The sequence below is a fragment of the Actinomadura opuntiae genome (assembly GCF_030283205.1).
Lineage (GTDB): Bacteria > Actinomycetota > Actinomycetes > Streptosporangiales > Streptosporangiaceae > Spirillospora.
Window position 1 is genome coordinate 16,964 of sequence record NZ_JASNWF010000036.1, and the last position, 16,181, is coordinate 33,144.

A 16,181-nucleotide genomic window follows, 5' to 3' on the forward strand; every position below is an offset into this window, starting at 1 on the left:
ACACGCCGCCGCCCGCGGGATCGGCGGTCCGCGGGCCGATCACTGTCAAGCTGGGGTCATGACCGAGGCGCGGACGGACCAACGGGAGAGCGCGGACGAGGACCCGGCGGCCGGACCGGGGACCGCCGCGGCGCGGGCCCGCCCCGGCCGCTGGAAGGTGATCTTCGTCGCTCTTCTCCTGGTCGCCGTGCTGGCCGCCGTCGGCTGGGTGCTGCTCGGATCGAAGCTGCTGGTCGTGCGGCACGTGGAGGTGAGCGGCACCGCGCTCGCGCCGCGCGACCGGATCGTCGCCGCCGCCGGGATCCGGCTCGGCGTCCCGATGGCCCGGCTGGACACCGGCGCGATCCGGGGGCGGGTGGAGCGGCTCCGCGAGGTCGAGTCCGCCGAGGTCCGCCGGGACTGGCCCGCGACGGTCCGGATCGCCGTCCGCGAGCGCGTCCCGGTGGCGACGCTGGAGCGCGGCGGCCGCTACGAGCGCGTCGACCGGCACGGGGTGACCGTGGCCGACGGGGTGTCGCGCCCGGAGGGGCTGCCGGAACTCGCCGTCGCCTCGCCCGGGCCGTCCGACCCGGCGACGCTCGCGGCCCTCAAGGTGCTCACCGGCCTGCCCGAACGGCTGCGCGGCCGGGTCACGCAGGTCGAGGCGGCCGACCCGGCGTCGGTGGAGCTGCACCTGGAGGGCGGCGTGACCGTGACGTGGGGCCCGCCGGAGCGCGCCGGCGAGAAGATCAGGCTGCTGGAGTCGCTGGAGCGCACCGCGGCGGGACGGTCCCTGCACCACGTCGACGTCAGTTCGCCGGAGGTCCTCGTCACCCGTTGAGGCAGGTGGCGGGGCGTCCCGGGGGAGCACCGGGGCGCGGCCGAATGTCAAGGCGTTCGGGTCCCGTGCGTGTGTCGGGGCGATTCCGGGCGTCCGATGGGGCACGCTGGAACGGTCGGCCGGAGTTCGGCCGGCGTCGGACGGACCGGAGGGCGGACCGCGGCGTGCGCAGCGGCAGGGGGCGGACACGTCCGTCGCCAACCAGGGCAAACCCGTGCCCACTGCGACACGCCGGGGGAGTTCGGGGGAGGTTAGTTGACCCTGGCGGTAAGGCCGCCCTACTGTCCGTATCAGTCCTCAGGTTGACATAAGTGTAAGCCTCAAGTTGAGGGTGAGGGTTGAGGGTGGCTCGGATCGACGATCGGTTCCGCCCCCGGCCCGCGCCGGAAACGCACCCAGGTCAGGAAACTCCGCGGCGGACGGTCGGCAGACCGGACCGGCGGGTCGGATAGAGCGAGCGGAAAGGCCCCTCGTCGTGGCAGCACCGCAGAACTACCTCGCGGTCATCAAGGTCGTCGGCATCGGCGGCGGCGGCGTCAACGCCGTCAACCGGATGATCGAGGAGGGACTCAAGGGCGTCGAGTTCATCGCGATCAACACGGACGCCCAGGCGCTGCTGATGAGTGACGCCGACGTGAAGCTGGACGTGGGCCGCGAGCTCACCCGGGGCCTCGGCGCCGGGGCGAACCCGGACGTGGGCCGCAAGGCCGCCGAGGACCACCGGGAGGAGATCGAGGAGGTCCTCAAGGGGGCCGACATGGTCTTCGTCACGGCGGGTGAGGGCGGCGGCACCGGCACCGGCGGCGCGCCCGTGGTCGCCAACATCGCCCGCTCGCTCGGCGCCCTGACGATCGGCGTGGTGACGCGCCCGTTCAGCTTCGAGGGCAAGCGCCGCGCGATGCAGGCCGAGGCCGGCATCGAGACGCTGCGCGACGAGGTCGACACCCTCATCGTGATCCCCAACGACCGGCTGCTGTCGATCTCCGACCGGCAGGTCAGCGTGCTGGACGCCTTCAAGGCCGCCGACCAGGTGCTGCTGTCCGGTGTCCAGGGCATCACCGACCTGATCACCACGCCGGGCCTGATCAACCTCGACTTCGCCGACGTCAAGTCCGTGATGTCCGGCGCCGGCTCGGCGCTGATGGGCATCGGCTCGGCGCGCGGCGACGACCGCAGCGTGGCCGCCGCCGAGATGGCGATCTCCAGCCCGCTGCTGGAGGCCAGCATCGACGGCGCGCACGGCGTGCTGCTGTCCATCTCCGGCGGCTCCGACCTCGGCCTGTTCGAGATCAACGAGGCGGCGCAGCTCGTCTCCAACGCCGCCGCCCCGGACGCCAACATCATCTTCGGCGCGGTCATCGACGACGCGCTCGGCGACGAGGTGCGGGTGACCGTGATCGCCGCGGGTTTTGACGAGGGGCGTCCCGCCAAGCCGGCCCCCGAACCGGAGGCCAGGCGGGCCGCCCCGCCGCCGCGCCCGGTGCCGCCGCCCGCTGCGCCGCCGGCGCCGGCCAACCCGATCCCGAGCCGGGTCGGGCGCGCCGACGGCGCCCCGCAGCAGTCCGTGCCGGCGCAGTCGGTCGCGCAGGCCGCCGCCGCGCAGCCGTCCCAGCCGTCGCACCAGCCGTCGCACCAGCAGGGCCACCAGCAGGCGCAGCCGCTGTCGGCGCCCGTCCCGGCGCCCGGGCCGCGGTCCGAGCCCGAGCGGCCCGCCGGGTCGGCCGGCGACGACCGCGCCGCCGGCCGGGGCGGATCGCCCCCGGGCGAGTCCCGGAGCGAACCGGCCCGCGCCGAGCAGCAGCAGCCCGCCTCCCAGCAGGGGACGCAGCCGGGCGACCGCGACCAGGGCTCGGCCGAGTCCGGCTCGCGCGCGCCCGCGCCCCGCCCGTCCGCCGAGGGCTCCCCGTCCCGGGTGCACGCCGGCGAGAACGACCGCGGCCCCGCCCCCACCGGGCAGCGCTCCTCGCGCCGGGTGGTGTTCGAGGAGGACGACGACCTCGACGTGCCCGACTTCCTGAAGTGATCACGACCGTCGCCCTGGGCGACGGCGTCGGCGCCGCCTTCACCGGGCGGACCGGCGGCGTGAGCACGGCCCCCTACGACTCCCTGAACCTCGGCGGCGCGGTCGGCGACGACCCGGCCGCCGTCACCGCCAACCGGCGGCGCGCCGCCGCCGCCCTCGGCGTCGACCCCGGCCGCACCGTCTGGATGCGGCAGGTGCACGGCGCCGACGTCGCGTTCGTCACCGCCCCCGGCGACCACGGCCCGATCGACGCCGTCCTCACCACCGTCCCCGGCCTGGTGCTCGCGGTCCTGGTCGCCGACTGCGCCCCCGTCCTGCTGGCCGACCCGGCCGCCGGCGTCGCCGGCGCCGCCCACTCCGGCCGCCCCGGCACCGCCGCCGGCGTCGTCCCCGCGCTGGTGAAGGTGATGTGCGAGCGCGGCGCCGACCCCGCCCGCATCCGCGCCGCGATCGGCCCCGCCGCGTGCGGCGGCTGCTACGAGGTGCCCGCCGAGATGCGCGACGAGGTCGCCGCCGTGGTGCCCGCCGCCCGCGCGACGACCGCCAAGGGCACTCCCGGGCTCGACCTCCGCGCCGGCATCGTCGCGCAGCTCGCCGCGAGCGGTGTCGACGACGTCACCGTCGACCCCCGCTGCACCCTCGAGACGCCCGACCTGTTCTCCTACCGCCGCGACGGCCGCACCGGCCGCTTCGCCGGATTCGTCTGGCTGCAGCGAGGCGGCGCGTGACCCCCGGCGAGCCGAGCGGCGCCGCGGACCCGGACGAGCGGCGCGCGGAACTGGCCGAGTCGCTGGCGCGGGTCCGCGGCCGGATCGCCGCCGCCTGCGCGGCCGCCGGGCGCGACCCCGCCGAGCTCACCCTGATCGCGGTGACCAAGACCTTCCCCGCCTCCGACGTCCGGCTGCTGGCCGGGCTCGGCCTCACCGAGGTCGGCGAGAACCGCGACCAGGAGGCCCGCCCGAAGGCGGCCGACTGCGCCGACCTGCCGCTCACCTGGCACTTCGTCGGCCGGCTGCAGACCAACAAGGCCCGCGCCGTCGCCGGGTACGCCGGCGTCGTCCACTCCGTCGACCGGTCCCGGCTGGTCGCCGCGCTGTCGGACGCCGCTGCCCGGGCCGGCCGGACGCTGCGCTGCCTCGTCCAGGTCTCGCTGGACGAGGCCGAGCACCGCGGCGGCGCCGCACCCGACGAGGTCCCGGGCCTGGCCGACGAGATCGCGGCGGCCGAGGCGCTGGAGCTGGGCGGGGTCATGGCCGTCGCGCCGCTCGGCGCCGACCCGCTGCCCGCCTTCGAGCGTCTCGCGGCGGTCGCGGGGGAGATGCGCCGGAACCATCCGCACGCCCGGGTCGTCTCAGCGGGCATGAGCGGTGATCTGGAGCAGGCGATCGCGTGCGGCGCGACACACCTGCGGATCGGTACGGCGTTGCTCGGCGGCCGACGGGCAATCGTCAGGTAATGTCCCGGGAGTGGTACCTGCCGGACGCGGGCCCACGTAGACGGATCGGTCCAGCGGCGCCGGACGGCGCCGGGTGCCGCGGCCACAGGACACGGAGGGGCGTATGGCCAGCGCGATGCGCAAGATGGCGGTCTACCTCGGCCTGGTGGAGGACGACCGCTACGACGACAAGTACGGCGACGAGTACGACTACGAGCCGTACGACGACGAGACCGACCCCGGCCAGGGGCGCCGTCGCGAGGACGAATCCGGCGGTCAGCTTACCCGAGCCGAGGAGGCCGCGGACCGGGATCGCGATCATCACGCCGCGTCATCGGCCGAGCGACGCTCCGTGGCGCTCTACGAGTCCGGTACCACCGACCTCGCGCGCATCACTACGCTGCACCCCAGGACCTACAACGAGGCGAGGACCATCGGGGAGCACTTCCGTGAGGGCACACCGGTGATCATGAATCTGACCGAGATGGTCGACAGCGACGCCAAGCGTCTGGTCGACTTCGCGGCGGGTCTCGTGTTCGGCCTGCACGGGAGCATCGAGCGTGTTACCAACAAGGTGTTCCTCCTGTCACCGGCCAACGTGGAGGTGACGGCGGAGGACAAGGCCCGGATGGCAGAACGAGGGTTCTTCAACCAAAGCTGACAGCCACATGCGAGAGTGTCCGTGAACATCGTTGGACAGGTGCTGACGTACCTCCTGTACATCTTCCTGCTGTTCCTGATCGGCAGGCTGATCCTGGAGGTGCTGCAGTCGTTCGCCAGGCAGTGGCGTCCCAGAGGGGTGGTGCTCGTGATCGCCGAGGCGACCTACACCATCACCGATCCGCCGCTGAAGCTGCTGAGGCGTTTCATCCCTCCCATACGGCTGGGTAACGTGGCGCTGGACCTCAGTTTCACCTTCCTCATCCTTGTGGTCTGGGTCTTGATCATCTTCGTGCAGAGGCTCTGATCGGATACCGTCCTTTGGGACAGACTCCAAGCGCGCCAAGGAGACGAACATGCCGCTGACACCCGCCGATGTGCGGAACAAGCAGTTCAGTACCACCAGGCTGAGGCCGGGGTACGACGAGGAGGAGGTGGACGCCTTCCTCGACGAGGTCGAGGCCGAGCTCGACCGCCTCATCCAGGAGAACGAGGAGCTGCGGGCCAAGCTCGCCGAGTGCCTGCGCGGCAAGGTCCCCGCCATGGCCGCCCCCATCGTCGAGCCCAAGCCGGACGTCCAGAAGATCCCCGAGCCCCCCCGCCCGGAGCCGCAGCCGCAGCCCGAGCCGGAGCCCGCCCCCCTCGGCGGCCTCGGCATGGCGCCCGCGCCCACCGGCGAGGACAACATGGACACCGCCGCGCGCGTGCTCGCGCTGGCGCAGCAGACCGCCGACCAGGCGATCGCCGACGCCCGCCGGGAGGCCGACGAGACGCTCGGCCGCGCCCGCCGCGAGGCCGAGGAGATCCTCGGCAAGGCCCGCCGGCAGGCCGACCAGATCGTCAGCGAGGCCCGCTCCCGCGCCGAGGCCCTCGACCGCGACGCCCAGGAGCGGCACCGCCAGGTCATGGGCTCGCTCGTGCAGCAGCGCGAGGAGCTCGAGCGCGAGGTCGACAACCTGCGCGCCTTCGAGCGCGAGTACCGCAGCCGCCTGAAGGTCTACCTCGAGGGCCAGCTGCGCGACCTGGAGGCCGGCAGCACCGAGACCGGCGCGTTCGCCGCCGTCCCGGGCGCGGCGCCGTCGGTGGCGCAGCCCACCGGCCCGCAGCCGACCGGACCGCAGGGCGGCCCGCAGACCGGACCGCAGAACGCGCTGCCGCACGGCGAGAACCGCAACGGCGGAGCCGGCGCGGGCCCCGCGGGACCGGCCTTCCCGTCGCCCGCCGAGCACACCCAGCAGGTGCAGCACTCGGCGACCGGCGCGTTCCACTCCGGCGGTGGTGACAACCCGCCGCACGAGAGGCGCTGACGCGGGCACCGCAGGCGATAGTGTCGTTCCGATCGCCGCGCCGAGGATGGCATCGAAGCCGTCCCGGCGGCGTCGGTGCGTCCACACCGGGCCGTGAGGGGCCCGGAGCCGAGCGGTCCGAACGAGGGGGAGAGACCCTGTGATCATCCTGAGTGGCGTTCTCGTGGTGGCGGCGATCGCCCTGCTGGTTGCGGGGATCGTCGCCGGCAACGGAGACAGCGCCCAGGTCTTCGGCCTGGACGCGCTGGTGGTGATCTACATCTCGATCGCCGTCAGCATCGTCTCCGCGCTGTGCCTGGCCATCGGGGTGTTCCTGCGCCGCAAGGAGCTCTTCGGCAACGGGACCCCCGCCGCGCCGGCCAGGAAGAGCAGGAAGTCCAAGCGCCCCCGGCCGGCCCCGCCGGCACCGGCGGCCACGAGCGCGACGGGCGCCCCCGCGGCGCCCCGCACCGCGCCGGACGCCGCGGCCGACCCCGACGACGAGGTCGAGATCCCCGTCCAGCCGGTCGACGTGCCCGAGGACGCGCTGGTGTTCGTCGTGCGCGGCCGCAAGCGCTACCACCTCGACACCTGCCGGCAGCTCGCCGGGCGCGACACCGAGGAGCTCACGTACGCCGAGGCGAAGGAGGAGGGGTTCAGCCCCTGTACCGCCTGCCTGCCCGACACCGCACTGGCGGCGCGCGCCGCGGCGTCGGGCCCCGGGTCACCCGGCCCGGGCAGGACGGCCAAGGACGGCCCCGACCTCACCAAGCCCGGCGCGGACCGCTCTACCGCCGCCCCGGAGACCGGCCGGGCCGGCCTCGCCGGCCTCGCCAAGCCCTCGCCCGCCGGCCCGCACTCCCCGTTCGACCGGACCGCGGAGATCCCGCGCGGCCCGGAGCCGGCCGAGCCGGAGTACGCCCGCCCGCCGTCCGGTGACCGCGAGGACCCGGCGGCCGGCCGCGTGCCGTCCGCCTGGCCGTCCTCGCCCGCCGACCCCGAGCCCGAGGACGCTCCGTCCCCCTTCCGGAGCCCCGCCGGGCCGACGCTGACGGACATCCCCGTCGCGGGCGCGGCGCCCGAGCCCGAGCGCGCCGAGGAGCCCGCGGCCGAGCCGCGGCACGCCGCGCCCGAACCCGAACCCGAGCCCGCGCGGGAACGGTCCGCGGAGGCAGGTCCCGCGCCGTCCCCCGACATCACCGCCGATCTCGGCCCCGACCCGCTGAACCTGCGCGACGCGGCGGCCCCGCGTCCCCGCGACGCCGAGGACGAGACCGTCCCCGAACCGTCCCCGCCCGCCGAGTCCGCCCTGGACGAGACGCCCGACGAGGCGCCCGCCGACGAGACCGAGGCCGACGAACCGGAAGAGCCCGCGGACCCCGGTGACGACGGCCCGCAGGTCCGCATCCTCAGCGGCACCAAGCGCTACCACCGCACCGACTGCGCCCTGATCGAGGACATCGGCGACGAGGCGGACGACCTGGAGTCGCTGTCGCGAACCGAGGCCAAGGCCCGCGGTTGCACCCCCTGCCTGGTCTGCCAACCCGACCGCGAACACGCTCGGTAGTTGATTGCAGTGCCCTTGGCGGTCAGGCGCCAGGGCGCCTTCCCTTCAACGGGCACTGCGGCGATCGCTGCATCGCTCCGACTCGGCCCTGGGGGCCTCGCTGCGCGATCGGATTCTCGCAAGCTCGAATCCGGCTTCGCACGCGATCGCAACGCTGAGGTCGCCGGGGGCCGGGATTAGAACGCGCGGCCCTTGCGGTCTGCGTGGGGTTGCGGCCGCGGAGCGCGGGATCGGCAGGTCGGTCAAGATCGAGCCGAGCGACGACGTCCAGGGCGGGGTAAACGCGCTGTGGGACGACGGCGCCCGCGCGATGCAGATCATTTAGCAGGGGTGATCGCGACCGGCGCCGTCCGGCGCGTGGGCAACGCCTTAGTCCCGCCGGGCGTCGTGTACTCGCCGTCGTCGCTGGCGGCCCGGCTCGGGTCCTTGCTGTGGGCAGGGCTGAGGCGCGCGGGTTACGGGGTGCTGGGGTCAGTGGTGGCGGCGGCGTTCGGCGCGTAGTTCGCGGAGGCGTTCGCGGCGCTCGTCCCGGCGGCGGTGCATGTCCGTGTGCCGCTCCAGGATCTGCTCGTGGCGCTCCTCGATCCGATCGAGGTGCCGCCGGTGGCGCTCCATGTGCCGGTCGCGGCGGCCGCGGCCCTCGCCGATCTCGCGGCGGCTCACGTTGATCCCGCCGAAGACCACCATGCCGGTCAGCCGGATCAGCGGCGCGTCCGGGTCGATGACGTCGTCGGGCAGCTCGGCGCCGCCGAACACCATGGCGGCGGAGTTGGTCACCCGCACCCCGGGCGGCACCGTGATCTCGATGCCCCCGAACAGGCAGCTGACGTTGACGGTGACCTCGCCCTGGCTGAGGACGGCCTGCCGGAAGTCCAGCTCGACGCCGCCGAACACGCAGGAGACGTTGGTGGTCGGCTCGACCAGCCAGCGACCCTTCCGGGTCGCCCCGCTGAAGACCGCCACGAGGGTGGACGACTGCGGGGTCGGCGGCGGCAGCGGTGCCTCGTCCTTGTGCAGCCGCACCTTGGGCCGCGGCGCCTGCTCGGACGGCAGGTCGGCGAGGAGCGGCTCGAGGTCGGCGTAGGTCTTGGCCCGGTAGGCCGCGTCGATGCGCTCGGCGTGTTCCTCCGGCGTGATGCGCCCCTCCGCGAGCGCCTCGCGCAGACGGTCGGCGACCTGGTCGCGGTCGGCGTCCGATGCGCGCATGCGCGCCGGGGAGTCGGGCTCGGAGGGCTGCTCGGGAAGGTTCACGCGACCATCATCGCAAACGCCGCATCCAGAACGCGATGTGTCGCGAAAAACCCGACCCGACCGCTCCGGCCCGGCTGCACACGTCGACGGAAAGCCGGACCTCAGCCACCGCCACGGGCAGGCACGCGGCGCGAGTGCAGCGAGCGGAGCGGGCCTGCCCGCCGGTCGACAGGCTGTTTCGCCGCGGAGCGCCAGCGGAGCGGGGAAACAGCCTGTCGACCGTTGACGGGGGTTCCAGGGGGTCCCCCCCTGGGCCAACACTGTGACGGGGGTTCCAGGGGGTCGCCCCCCTGGGCAGATCAACTCTTGCGGAGCCAGTACGTCAGGCCGAGTTCGTCGTCGCGGCCGGCGGTGAGGCCCTCGGGGCGGCCCTCGGTGACGGAGGTGGCCAGGACCTCGGCGCCGACCTCGTCGCCGTGGGCGCGCAGCGCCTCGGCGAGGTCGTCGCCGGCGGCCTGCCACCACAGCTCGATCCGGTCGGTGACGTCCAGGCCGGCGGCCTTGCGGGCCTCCTGGACGAGCCGGACGGCCTCCCGGACCAGCCCGGCGCGGCGCAGCTCGGCGGTGACGGTGAGGTCGAGGGCGATGGTCTCGCCCGCGGCGCTCTCGACGGCCCAGCCGCTGCGCGGCCGCTCGGTGACGATGACGTCGCCGGGCGACAGCGATACGGCGCCGACGCCCTCGGCGTCGACCTCGGCCGATCCGGTGTCGCGCAGCGCGTGGACGAGCGCGGCCGGGTCGGCGGAGGTGACGGCCTTGGCGACCTTCGGGGTGTCCTTGGCGTACCGCTTGCCGAGCTCCCGGAAGTTCGGCTTGACCTCGTACTCGACGAGGTCGCCGCCGATGGAGGACAGCTCCTCGAACGCCTGGACGTTCAGCTCCTCGGCGATCTGCGCGCGCAGCTGCTCGGGCAGCGCCGTCCAGCCGGCGGCGCCGACGAGGGCGCGGCCGAGGGGCTGGCGGGTGCGGACGCCGCTGGCGGCGCGCGCGGACCGGCCGAGCTCGACCAGCCGCCGGACGAGGGCCATCTGCGCGGTGAGGTCGGCGTCGAGGAGGTCCTCGTTCACCGCGGGCCAGTCGGCGAGGTGCACCGACTCGGGGCCGTCCTCGGGCCGGATGACGTCCCACACGTGGTCGGTGATGAACGGGACCATCGGCGCCATCAGCCGGGTGAGGGTCTCCAGGCACTCGTAGAGCGTGGCGAACGCCGCGGCGCCCTCGGCCGTCTCGGGGCCCTCCCAGAAGCGGCGCCGGGACCGGCGGACGTACCAGTTGGACAGGTCGTCGACGAACTCGGCGAGGCGGCGGCCGGCGCGGGCGGTGTCGAACTGCTCCAGCGACGCGTCCACCTCGCGGACGGTTCGGTGCAGCTCGGCGAGCGCCCAGCGGTCCAGCAGCGGGCGGTCGGCGGGCGCGGGCGCCTCACCGAGCCGGTCCGGCGTCCACGCCTTGCCCTGCGCCTGCGCGGCGTTCGCGTACAGGACGAAGAAGGACGCGGTGTTCCAGTAGGTCAGCAGGACCTTCCGGACGATCTCCTCCAGGACGGGGTTGCCGACCCTGCGGGACGCCCAGGGCAGGCCGTTGGCGAGCATGAACCAGCGCACCGCGTCGGCGCCGTGCTGGTCCATCAGCGGGATGGGCCGCAGCACGTTGCCGAGGTGCTTGCTCATCTTGCGGCCGTCTTCGGCGAGGATGAGGCCGAGGCACAGGACGTTCTCGTAGGACGACCGGTCGAACACCAGCGTCCCGACGGCCATGAGGGAGTAGAACCAGCCGCGGGTCTGGTCCTGCGCCTCGCAGATGTACTGGGCGGGGTAGGCGTTCTCGAAGACATCGTTGTTGCGGTGCGGCGCGCCCCACTGCGCGAACGGCATGGAGCCCGAGTCGTACCAGGCGTCGATGACGTCGGGGACGCGGCGCGCCTCGGCGCCGCACCGCGGGCAGGGGAACGTGACGTCGTCGACGTAGGGCCGGTGCGGGTCGAGCGAGGACATGTCGCTTCCGGCCAGCTCGCCCAGTTCCTTGAGGGAGCCGACGCAGGTGATGTGGTCCTCGTCGTCGCCGCACACCCACAGCGGCAGGGGCGTGCCCCAGTAGCGGCTGCGGGACAGCGACCAGTCGACGTTGTTGCGCAGCCACTCGCCGTAGCGGCCGGTCTTGACGGTCTCGGGGAACCAGTTGGTCTTCTCGTTCTCCTCGAGCAGCCGGTCCTTGATCTGCGTGGTGCGGATGTACCAGGCGGGGAGCGCGTAGTACAGCAGGGGCGTGTGGCAGCGCCAGCAGTGCGGGTAGCTGTGCTCGAAGTGGCCGCCGCGGTACAGCAGCCCGCGCGCGCGCAGGTCGTCGGTGAGGGCTTCGTCGGCGTCCTTGAAGAACTTGTTCCCGACGAGGGGCACCTCGCGCAGGAACCGGCCGTCCGGCCCGATCGGGTTGACGATCGGCATGCCGTAGTTCTTGCAGACGGTCATGTCGTCCGCGCCGAACGCGGGCGCCTGGTGGACGAGCCCGGTGCCGTCCTCGACGGTCACGTAGTCGCCGAGCACGACGTAGTGCGCGTCCGGGATGTCGACGAGCTCGAACGGCCGCCGGTAGGTGGTGCGCTCCAGCTCGCGGCCCTGGTAGGTCGCGAGGCGCTCGGCGCCCTCGCCGAGGACCTGGTCGACGAGCGGCTCGGCGACCACGAGGATCTCGTCGGACCCGGCGGGACGGGCCGCGACGTAGGTGACGTCCGGGTGGACGGCCACGGCGGTGTTGGACACCAGCGTCCACGGCGTCGTCGTCCAGATCAGCAGCGCGGCGCCCATCTCGGCCAGCGGGCCCGACGTCACCGGCATCCGCACGTACACCGACGGGCTCGACACCGTCTCGTACCCGCCGGGCTGCCCCAGCTCATGGTCGGACAGGCCGGTGCCGCAGCGCGGGCAGTACGGGGTGATGCGGAAGTCGCGGAACAGCAGCCCCTTGTCGAAGACCTGCTTCAGCGACCACCACACGGCCTCGACGTACTCGGGGTCCATCGTCCGGTACGCCTGGTCGGTGTTGACCCAGTAGCCCATGCGCTCGGTCATCTCTTCGAACGCGTCCACGTGGCGCAGGACCGATTCGCGGCAGCGGTCGTTGAACTCCGCGACGCCGTACTCCTCGATGTCCTTCTTGCCGGTGAGGCCGAGTTCCTTCTCCACGGCGACCTCGACGGGCAGGCCGTGGCAGTCCCAGCCCGCCTTGCGGGGGACGTAATAGCCCTTCATCGTCTTGAAGCGCGGGAAGATGTCCTTGAACACGCGCGCCTCGACGTGGTGGACGCCGGGCATGCCGTTCGCGGTGGGCGGGCCCTCGTAGAAGACCCAGGGGGTCCCGGACGCGGTGCGCTCCAGGGACCGCTCGAAGACCTTGCTCTCCCGCCAGCGGCGCAGCATGTCCCGCTCCATGGCGGGCAGATCGACCTGCGCGGGCAGCGGCCGGAAACTACGACTCACTGGGGCGGACCTCCGGATCGGCGCGTATCTCGTGCACGTGGACCGGAGGGACGAGACGCCTGCCCGGACCGGCCGAGCGGGGACCCGCGGTACCACCCTCCTTGACCGCGCCGCCCGGCCTCCCGGACATGCGCGATCCGCTTCGTTCGAGTCTCGGCTGCCGGGTCTACTGGGCCCGCGGGCGGAAAGCGCCCGGGACGGTTCTTCCGGCGGCTCCGGGGTGATCAGACCGCCGCGCTCGCCCCCGGGCTCGCACCGTCCCCGGGTCGCTCATGGCTGCGTGCGGCGGCAGGTGTCCCCTTCACGGCCTGCCACAAAGACTGCTGCCCCGACTCTAACGCACCGCGCCCTGCGCCTCTTCCCGTTTACCGGCCCGCCGAACCCCGCCCGCGGCCCGGCCGCGACGGCCCCCGCTCCTTTGCGATCTTCTGCGGTTTCCTGGAGTTTCCTTGTGAGCGGGCCCCGGGCATAAGGGGTCGGTAACCGACCCTGGGTGTTTACCCGGCCTTTGAAAGGGGACTTATGCTGCCCGCACTGCCTGTCGAGGCGATCAGCGCCGACGAGGCCACCATGGCCGGCGCGGGAAAGAGCGCGGTGCCCTCCGGCAAGACGGGGTCATCGGGCAAGACGGGGTCATCAGGCAAGACGGGGCCCTCCGGCAAGAAGGGACCGGCCGCCAAGAAGGGCCGGGGCGGGCGGCAGGCCGCCGCGAAGGCGCCCGCGGCGAAGCCCGCCGGGTCCGCCAAGCCCGCCGCCAAGCGCGGTGCCGCCAAATCCGCGGCCAAGGCGGGCGCGGCCGGGACGGACCCGGGCAAGGCCGGGACGGTGACGGCCGCGGAGCTGCCGGTCCGCAAGGGCGAGGGGCACTGGACGCCCGCCGAGCTGGCCGAGGTGCGGGCCGGGCTGGAGGAGCAGATCGCCGCGCTGCACCGGGAGATCGCGGCGTCCGCGGTGCAGATCGCGGAGGGCGACATCAGCGAGGGCGCCGGCGACGACCAGGCGGATCTGGGCGCCAAGACCTACGAGCGCGAGCACGAGCTGGCGCTGGCATACAATTCACAGGACCTGCTCGCCCAGATGGAGCGGGCCGTCCAGCGGATGGAAGCCGGCACGTACGGGATCTGCGAGTCGTGCGTCGAGCCGATCGGCAAGGCGCGCCTCCAGGTCTTTCCGCGTGCGACCCTGTGTGTGACATGCAAACAACGCGAGGAACGTCGCTGAGCGACCCAACGAACCCTGACGGAGGGGCCGGGGAATCCATGGGATCTCCCCGGCCCCGCCGCGTCGGCGTGCTGATCGCCGTGGCCCTGGCCGCGCTCGCCGCCGACATCGTGTCCAAGACCATCGTGGTGGCCGCGCTGCACGACCGGGCGCCCGTCCGGCTGCTCGGCGGGCTGCTGAAGCTGCGCGAGACCCGCAACAGCGGTGCCGCGTTCTCGATCGGCACCGGCTACACGATCGTCTTCACCGTGATCGCCTGCGGTGTGGTGGTAGCGATCCTGCGCACCGCCCGCAACCTGCGCAGCCTGCCCTGGGCGGTCTGCCTGGGGCTGCTGCTCGGCGGCGCGATCGGCAACCTGATCGACCGGCTGTTCCGGGCCCCGGCGCCGCTGAAGGGCCACGTCGTCGACTGGATCGAGTTCCCGCACTACCCGGTGTTCAACCTGGCGGACTCGGCGATCGTCTGCGGCGGCGTCCTCGCCGTCCTGCTGGCGGCCCGCGGCCTCCAGATCGACGGCACGCGCCTGGCGGACGACAAGGACGCCGACAGCGACGCCCAGAGGGACGCCGTCGAGGACGGGGTCGACGAAGGGCCCGGGAAACCGGACGCGCCCTCCGCCGGGCCGTCCGCGCCCGCCGCCGAGGGCGAGCCCCCCGCGCGGGACGAGCCGGCCGCCCGTGACGAGCCGGCCGCCCGGGAGACCGGGCCCGCCGCTGCGAACGGTGACGTCCCGGCCCGGGAGGAGAAGCCTTGACGGGCGAGGTGCGCAGCCTCCACGTGCCGGACGGCCTGGAGGGGGAGCGGATCGACGCCGCGCTCGCCCGGCTGTTCGGGCTGTCGCGGGGCGGGGCCGCCGACATCATCGCCGCGGGCGAGGTCCTGCTGGACGGCCAGGAGGTGGCGACCAAGTCCGAGCGGCTGCACGCGGGCGCCTGGCTGGAGGTCACGCTGCCGCCCCCGCCGGCGCCGCCCGCACCGGTCGCCGAGCCCGTCGCCGGCATGGGGATCCTGTACGAGGACGACGACATCGTCGTGGTGAACAAGCCGATCGGCGTCGCCGCGCACCCCACCACCGGCTGGACGGGCCCGACCGTCCTCGGCGGGCTGCTCGGCGCCGGGCACACGATCGCCACCAGCGGCGCGTCCGAGCGGCAGGGCATCGTGCACCGGCTGGACGCCAACACCACCGGCGCGATGGTGGTGGCCAAGAGCGAGGTCGCCTACTCGCGGCTCAAGCGGGCGTTCAAGGAGCGCCGCATCGACAAGCGCTACCGGGCGCTGGTGCAGGGCCATCCCGACCCGTTCCGCGGGACGGTGGACGCGCCGATCGACCGGCACCCGTTCGGCGACGGCCGGTTCGCGGTCGTGGCGGGCGGCAAGCCGTCGGTGACGCACTACGACACCGTGGAGGCGTTCCGCGCGGCCACGCTGCTGGACATCGACCTGGAGACCGGCCGCACCCACCAGATCCGGGTGCACATGTCGGCGATCCGGCATCCGTGCGTGGGCGACATGGCCTACGGCGCCGACCCGACCCTCGCGGAGCGGCTCGGGCTGCGGCGGCAGTGGCTGCACGCCGCCCGGCTGGGCTTCGAGCACCCGTCGCGGGGCGACTGGGTGGAGTTCGAGAGCCCGTACCCCGACGACCTCGCCCACGCGCTGGAGATCGTCTCCACCGAGTCCTGACCGCGGCGCCGTCGCGGACGCCGGTCAGCATCCGGCGGTCAGCGTTCGGCGGCGTCCAGGCCCGCCTCGATCACCGCGTTCATGATCCTGGCGAGGTGGTCGCGGCCGAGGGACGGGGCGTGCTCGGCCATCGCGTCGACGATCTCGCGCTCCCGGTCGTGGTTGCGGCCCGCGAACCCGCCGACGGGCTTGAGTCGCTGCACGACGGCGGCGACGGCGGCGCGGTGCTCCAGCAGCACGGCGAGCGCCGCGTCCAGCCCGTCGATCGCCGCGCGCGCCTCCGCCACGGTGGCGAGGTCCTCGACGGGCGGCAGCGGCACGCGCAGCAGCGGGGCGCGCGGCCCGTCGGGTTCCCCGGGCGTCCCGCAGGCGGGGCAGGACGGCCCGGAGGCGCCACCGGCGTCGATGACCTGGTCGTGCATGTCGGTCTCCCTCTCTCGCGGCGGCCGTGCCGCGCAGGGGATCCGTGCCCGGGGCCGCGTCCATCGAAAAGGCAGGGCCCGAGTGGGCTCTGCCTTTGGCCGGCTCCGGGGTCATCGCTCAGGTCGTCGCGGTGACCGGCTCGCCCGGAGCCGGCCGCGTAAACCTGGAATGGCGATGTTCCACCCGGCGATGGTACGGCGGGACGCCGGGGCCGAGTCAAATCCCGGACACCGGTCTCGCGTCGTGAGACGGCCCGGAGGGGTGCGACGGGTGTTCCGCCGGGTGTCCGCCGTGACGCACGAGACGGTGGGCGAGTCGGGGAGCGGACGGCC

At 73.9% G+C, this 16,181-nt stretch carries 14 protein-coding genes; 11 read left to right on the top strand and 3 right to left on the bottom strand.

What is annotated here, in order from left to right; all coding sequences use genetic code 11:
- The first annotated feature begins 58 nt into the window (after nt 1-58).
- The 8 genes from QP089_RS45450 (at nt 59) to QP089_RS45485 (ending at nt 7,791) form a co-directional block, all read left to right on the top strand.
- Complete coding sequence (locus tag QP089_RS45450) at nt 59-820, top strand: cell division protein FtsQ/DivIB (protein WP_285920816.1); 762 nt, start codon at nt 59-61, stop codon at nt 818-820.
- Between the two features lie 475 nt (nt 821-1,295).
- Complete coding sequence (gene ftsZ, locus QP089_RS45455; protein ID WP_285920817.1) at nt 1,296-2,843, top strand: cell division protein FtsZ; 1,548 nt, start codon at nt 1,296-1,298, stop codon at nt 2,841-2,843.
- Nucleotides 2,840-3,571: a peptidoglycan editing factor PgeF gene (pgeF, locus tag QP089_RS45460; protein WP_285920818.1), complete on the top strand. Its 732-nt coding sequence runs from the start codon at nt 2,840-2,842 to the stop codon at nt 3,569-3,571. Before ftsZ ends, pgeF begins: the two co-directional genes overlap by 4 nt.
- Nucleotides 3,568-4,299, top strand: coding sequence for a YggS family pyridoxal phosphate-dependent enzyme (locus QP089_RS45465; protein ID WP_285920819.1), 732 nt, complete (start codon nt 3,568-3,570; stop codon nt 4,297-4,299). The genes pgeF and QP089_RS45465 overlap by 4 nt, the downstream gene beginning before the upstream one ends.
- A gap of 103 nt (nt 4,300-4,402) precedes the next feature.
- Nucleotides 4,403-4,939 carry a cell division protein SepF gene (locus tag QP089_RS45470; RefSeq protein WP_285920820.1) on the top strand — a complete coding sequence of 179 codons (537 nt, stop codon included), beginning with the start codon at nt 4,403-4,405 and terminating at the stop codon, nt 4,937-4,939.
- Between the two features lie 21 nt (nt 4,940-4,960).
- On the top strand, nt 4,961-5,245 hold the full coding sequence (locus tag QP089_RS45475; RefSeq protein ID WP_173100065.1) for a YggT family protein: 285 nt from the start codon (nt 4,961-4,963) through the stop codon (nt 5,243-5,245).
- 49 nt (nt 5,246-5,294) lie between these two features.
- Nucleotides 5,295-6,245, top strand: a complete 951-nt coding sequence (locus QP089_RS45480; protein WP_285920821.1) for a DivIVA domain-containing protein — start codon at nt 5,295-5,297, stop codon at nt 6,243-6,245.
- Nucleotides 6,246-6,384: 139 nt separating this feature from the next.
- Nucleotides 6,385-7,791 carry a hypothetical protein gene (locus QP089_RS45485; protein WP_285920822.1) on the top strand — a complete coding sequence of 469 codons (1,407 nt, stop codon included), beginning with the start codon at nt 6,385-6,387 and terminating at the stop codon, nt 7,789-7,791.
- A gap of 471 nt (nt 7,792-8,262) precedes the next feature.
- Here the strand turns inward: QP089_RS45485 and QP089_RS45490 are convergent, their stop codons facing one another.
- On the bottom strand, nt 8,263-9,042 hold the full coding sequence (locus QP089_RS45490) for a DUF1707 SHOCT-like domain-containing protein (protein ID WP_353070764.1): 780 nt from the start codon (nt 9,040-9,042) through the stop codon (nt 8,263-8,265).
- A 299-nt stretch (nt 9,043-9,341) separates the two neighbouring features.
- Nucleotides 9,342-12,518, bottom strand: coding sequence for an isoleucine--tRNA ligase (gene ileS / locus QP089_RS45495; protein WP_285920823.1), 3,177 nt, complete (start codon nt 12,516-12,518; stop codon nt 9,342-9,344).
- A gap of 825 nt (nt 12,519-13,343) precedes the next feature.
- Here ileS and QP089_RS45500 point away from each other — a divergent pair.
- Genes QP089_RS45500 through QP089_RS45510 form a run of 3 tightly spaced genes read left to right on the top strand, consistent with a single transcriptional unit; the run spans nt 13,344 to nt 15,426 of the window.
- Nucleotides 13,344-13,739: a TraR/DksA family transcriptional regulator gene (locus QP089_RS45500; RefSeq protein ID WP_285920863.1), complete on the top strand. Its 396-nt coding sequence runs from the start codon at nt 13,344-13,346 to the stop codon at nt 13,737-13,739.
- Between the two features lie 38 nt (nt 13,740-13,777).
- Nucleotides 13,778-14,494, top strand: coding sequence for a signal peptidase II (gene lspA / locus QP089_RS45505; protein ID WP_285920824.1), 717 nt, complete (start codon nt 13,778-13,780; stop codon nt 14,492-14,494).
- Nucleotides 14,491-15,426, top strand: a complete 936-nt coding sequence (locus tag QP089_RS45510; RefSeq protein ID WP_285920825.1) for an RluA family pseudouridine synthase — start codon at nt 14,491-14,493, stop codon at nt 15,424-15,426. Before lspA ends, QP089_RS45510 begins: the two co-directional genes overlap by 4 nt.
- 38 nt (nt 15,427-15,464) lie before the next feature.
- Here QP089_RS45510 and QP089_RS45515 read toward each other — a convergent pair whose 3' ends face one another.
- Nucleotides 15,465-15,848, bottom strand: a complete 384-nt coding sequence (locus QP089_RS45515; protein WP_353070767.1) for a chorismate mutase — start codon at nt 15,846-15,848, stop codon at nt 15,465-15,467.
- Nucleotides 15,849-16,181 lie beyond the last annotated feature (333 nt).